Here is a 4,163-nt window from a genome sequence, read left to right as displayed (position 1 = left end):
CTCGAGCATCCGTCGGGTGTGCGGACACGAGCGGACGCGATCACCCCACAGCAGTTGGCCACGTTGATCTACACCTCAGGAACCACCGGACGGCCCAAAGGGGTGCGGTTGCCGCATTCCGCTTGGGCGTATGAGGGGACGGCGGTAGCCCGGCTGAAGATCCTCGGCGAGGACGATCTGGAGTTGCTGTGGTTGCCGATGGCCCACGCGTTCGGCAAAGTCCTGATCACCGCCCAGCTGGCGTGCGGGTTCGCCACGGCGATCGACGGGCGCGTCGACAAGATCGTCGACAACCTGGCGGTGGTCAAACCGACGTTCATGGGCGCCCGCGCCCCGCATCTTCGAAAAGGAGCACGCCCGCATCGTTACCACCCAACAAGCCCGGGGCGGCCTTCGCGGCCGGCTGTTCGCGGCGGCATTCTCAGTGGGGCTTGAGGTGGACCGCCGACGGCGTGCCGGCCGCGCCGTTCCGCTGCCGATGTCGCTGCTTTACGGGCTGTTCGACCGCCTGGTGTTCAGCAAGGTGCGTGAGGCGTTCGGCGGGCGCATCCGGTTCTTTATCTCCGGCGCGGCGCCGTTGAACCGCGAGATCGGCGAGTGGTTCCACGCCGCGGGCCTGCTCATCCTGGAAGGCTACGGTCTGACCGAGACCGCGGCCGGGGCGTGCATCAACCGGCCCGATCACTACAAGTTGGGCACCGTGGGCCTGCCCTTCGACGGCACGTCGATACGCATCAACGACGACGACGGGGAAATCCAGATCCTCGGCCCCTGTGTGATGGACTGGCCGGACTCAACTTCGCGGAGGCTCGTGCGATACTCGAGAGGGCACTCCATGAGCGAAGGCACCACGGCGCGGCTAGGCGATGAGAAGTTCGTGTCCCTGAGGACTTTCAAGCGCAACGGGGACGCGGTCGTCTCACCTATGTGGATCGCCCGCGACGGCGACCAGCTGCTGGCGTGGACCCCGGCCGACGCCTGGAAGGTCAAACGAATCCGACGCGACCCCCGGGTCACACTCAGGCCCTGTGGCCGAACCGGGAAGGTGCGCGCCGAACAGCCCCTGCTCGCCGGCACCGCCGAGGTGATCACCGACCCCAGCGAGGTCGCACGGGTCGAGTCACTCATCAGGCACAAGTACGGCTTGGAGTTTCGGGTGGTGACACTGGTCGAAACCATTGCGGCCCGCGGCCGCAAACCGCGTGTTGTCCTGCGCATCACGCCGTCGAGTCCGGCCTGACCCGCGTCGCGGGCGAGCGCGTCAGGGGCCTCTATGGCCCGGCGGCGGCAGCAAGAAGTGGGCGTTGATCAGTCTGATGAATATGCAGGTGGACCCCGTTGTGCTACAACCCAATAACGGATATGCGGCAGTTTACCGGTAACCCTGCATATTCGATTGCGTCGTATTGGTCGGCGTGGGAGCCGGGGAGGCTGACACCGTCTGGTTGGCCCACCGTTACGGCGAGACGGGTAGGACGGTGGTGGCAGCGGTGAAGTCAAATTCTCACCTGGTGCTGATGTCACCCGCCGACTTCGCGCGGACACGCCGCGGAGAGAAGGCATCCGGCGCGTGGGGCTTCTACCTGCGCTCCTACAACGGGTGGACGCGCCTGCTCGTCCACGGCAGCGGAAACGCCTTGGGCACGCGGTTTTCGACATCGCGCACTTCGTGATGGAGCAGAAAATGATGCGGGGCATCGGTGACCGTGCCCATCAGACGCGCCGGCGGCAGGTCACCGAGTCCATTGCGCCCCACGTATCCGAACAGCGGACGGCCGCATCAGCGGGCCGGTCAGTTGAACGTGACCTGGCAAGAACCTGAGGGTGTGCCGACGATGACAAAGAACGTTCTCTCTGATGCGCAGATCACCGCGCTGACAGCCGCGCAGCGGCGTGACCTGATTCAGCGGCTCGAGCGGCCCATGGCGGATCTGAGGCCAAAAGGCTTCGCAGCGAAGCTAACACAAGCACATCTCGGGCTGATGACTGGCGGCGCGGTGTTCATGATCCCTTGGATTGTCTACCTGGGGTTTACGTTGCCTCAGAACTACACCGTCCGCGACTGGCCGTTGACGTGGTTGGGCTTTGACAGCTTGTTGGTCGTGTTCATGGCCGCGACGGCGATCCTGACCTGGCTGCATCGCCAGGTGCTTGTGCTTCCCGCTTTCACCACCGGGATACTGCTGCTCTGTGATGCGTGGTTCGACGTCACGACCGCCAGTCCCGCTGAGCTTCGCGCGTCGGTGTTAACCGCGCTACTGGGAGGGGTCCCGCTGGCGTTCGTTCTCATTGCCGGGGCCTTGAGCTTGGTGCGCTTGAACGCCCGCCGGCTGTGGCTACTCGAGCCCGGCCAGTCTCTGTGGCGGTTGACGCTGCTTCCCTAACGGCTCGGCCCTCATGTTCGGACATGTCCTCAATAGCGCTATGCGTGTAGGCGATCGCGGAAAGGAATGACGACGACGCTCGGAGTTCTCAATACCATTGAGATCGAACAACTTCTGCACAGCGAGGTAATTGGAGGCATCAGGAACTCGTCGTCGAGGTTGTCCACATCCAGGTCCGGGTCGAATGAGTCCGCTGGGGGCTGTTGCGAAGCAACAGGTACCGTGCCGCCCGACCTTCTCGTGCGTGCGGACGCGTTCATCTTCGGACAAGAACCTCGCCGAGACTGGGGGCGCCGGCGCGGTGATGGGCCGGTAGTAGTACTCGCGGCCCTTGTTGCGGAGACGACGCCCGTGTCGCCAGTGCTGACCGGTCGAACGGTGAATCCCGACCAGCCGACACGCCTCGGAATTGTTCAGCCCCTGTTTCATCAGGCGAAAGTAGAGCTCGCGCTGGGCCGTTAACGGTTTGCCAGGCCCGGGTTTTTGGCGTTGATGCGAATCTGTCACCTGCAACTCCTGAAAGATCAGGTGTTGCAACCACCGCCAGAACCCAGGCGACAACGATGACGACAGTCAGGCTCCCCGACACCTCCACCTACACGACGATAGAACTCGTATCATGCCTGCTCACGACGCCCGCCCCTGCCTACGGATCAGAAGTCAGCAGTTCGCACGAACGCGGCCGAGACAGACGTGCTCGTGCACCCGACGTGCACTGCGCAAAGGATTTTGCCGGTCACCCACGGTCAACCATGCGACAGACAACACGAGACAAACTGAATCACAAATGCCCTTGACCAGCCGAAACATACTGGTGGAGATGGTGGCCAGGGGCGGGATCGAACCGCCGACCTTCCGCTTTTCAGGCTGACTTTTGGCTTACACCAGCGTATTTCAGCTGGACACAGTGGTCTTGAACCACCGAGTTGGGCGGCCTGGAGCAACTAGTCCGGTGATTTGGCCCCATTTTGGCCCCATGGAAACCAGCGAACGACCGCCGACGGCGATGGGTGCGCCGACAACGCTATGTCGACGATGACGCCGTGCAGGCGCCGAGCGTCATTAGCCTGAACGCGGTCTCCTGCGTAGGTCAGGCTGGTGGCGTCCATATCCACGCCGTGGTCTCGCCAGCGATCGGCCATCGCTCGCATCTCATCGGACTGATCCATGAGCGACCCGTAATCGCCGGCGAACCGGCTGCCCGTGGCGCTGAGCCCGATGATCTCATCAAGGCAGCCGATCCTGGGCGTCGCGCGGCAAAAACCCGATCATCAGACCCTCGGCGCTCCACGCCGCGGGTTTGGGTGGAATCAACGGTGGGGCTTAAACGGCCTACGGGATGTCGTCGAGATTTATGGGGTGTATCTGGTTTAGGTTCTGCCCCAGATTGATACGGACGGTTTCTGCGTTGTAGCGGGACTGTATGTTCAGCCAGAACATGTCGCTGAGCCCGAGCGCGCGGGAGAGCCGCAGTGCGGTGTCCGCTGTGATGTCTCGTCTGCCACGTACGATCTCGTTGATGCGCAGGGGTGGGACGCCGATGGTGTTGGCGAGTTTGTTCTGTGAGATTTCTAATGGCTGCATGAATTCGTGGAGCAAGACTTCTCCCGGGTGGACAGGCGGAAAGTCGGCCATGTTGTTTCTCTCCTGGTGCTAATCCGAAAATGAAGGTGACGTGCGTCTGGTGTGGTGCACGCGTGTGCGGTGGTGCTGTGCGGGTCACGCGGCAGGGTTGAGGGTTACCGCGTAACCGAGGGCTTCGAGTTGGCGGATGTGGTT

Annotated in this window: 6 protein-coding genes and 1 tRNA gene; 4 read left to right on the top strand and 3 right to left on the bottom strand. The window is 62.9% G+C overall.

From position 1 onward, the window contains the following. The 4 genes from ACLQI9_RS17135 to ACLQI9_RS17120 all read left to right on the top strand — a co-directional run. Positions 1-435: AMP-binding protein (locus tag ACLQI9_RS17135; RefSeq protein WP_442391962.1), on the top strand; the 435-nt coding region annotated here is incomplete at its 5' end. Position 436: 1 nt separating this feature from the next. Further along, on the top strand, positions 437-1,240 hold the full coding sequence (locus tag ACLQI9_RS17130; protein ID WP_442391961.1) for a PPOX class F420-dependent oxidoreductase: 804 nt from the start codon (positions 437-439) through the stop codon (positions 1,238-1,240). Positions 1,241-1,490: 250 nt separating this feature from the next. Then, complete coding sequence (locus ACLQI9_RS17125) at positions 1,491-1,673, top strand: hypothetical protein (protein ID WP_442375921.1); 183 nt, start codon at positions 1,491-1,493, stop codon at positions 1,671-1,673. A 162-nt stretch (positions 1,674-1,835) separates the two neighbouring features. Further along, positions 1,836-2,384, top strand: a complete 549-nt coding sequence (locus ACLQI9_RS17120) for a hypothetical protein (protein ID WP_442375922.1) — start codon at positions 1,836-1,838, stop codon at positions 2,382-2,384. Between the two features lie 821 nt (positions 2,385-3,205). Here ACLQI9_RS17120 and ACLQI9_RS17115 read toward each other — a convergent pair. The 3 genes from ACLQI9_RS17115 to ACLQI9_RS17105 form a co-directional block, all read right to left on the bottom strand. Beyond that, positions 3,206-3,288 (bottom strand) — tRNA-Phe (locus ACLQI9_RS17115). Positions 3,289-3,328: 40 nt separating this feature from the next. Next, positions 3,329-3,553 (bottom strand): hypothetical protein, encoded by a 225-nt coding sequence (locus ACLQI9_RS17110; protein WP_442391960.1) that lies wholly within the window; start codon positions 3,551-3,553, stop codon positions 3,329-3,331. 163 nt (positions 3,554-3,716) lie between these two features. Continuing rightward, entirely contained in the window at positions 3,717-4,019 is a 303-nt protein-coding gene (locus tag ACLQI9_RS17105) for a HigA family addiction module antitoxin (protein ID WP_442391959.1), read from the bottom strand. Positions 4,020-4,163 lie beyond the last annotated feature (144 nt).

It is taken from the genome of Mycobacterium sp., from assembly GCF_052143115.1.
GTDB lineage: Bacteria > Actinomycetota > Actinomycetes > Mycobacteriales > Mycobacteriaceae > Mycobacterium.
The sequence above is the reverse complement of the archived record's forward strand: the minus strand, read 5'-3'. Positions and strand labels throughout refer to the sequence as shown.

Coding starts and splice junctions, on each gene's coding strand:
- ACLQI9_RS17105 (WP_442391959.1), bottom strand. CDS start 4,019: ATGGCCGACTTTCCGCCTGTCCACCCGGGAGAAGTCTTGCTCCACGAA.
- ACLQI9_RS17120 (WP_442375922.1), top strand. CDS start 1,836: ATGACAAAGAACGTTCTCTCTGATGCGCAGATCACCGCGCTGACAGCC.
- ACLQI9_RS17110 (WP_442391960.1), bottom strand. CDS start 3,553: ATGGATCAGTCCGATGAGATGCGAGCGATGGCCGATCGCTGGCGAGAC.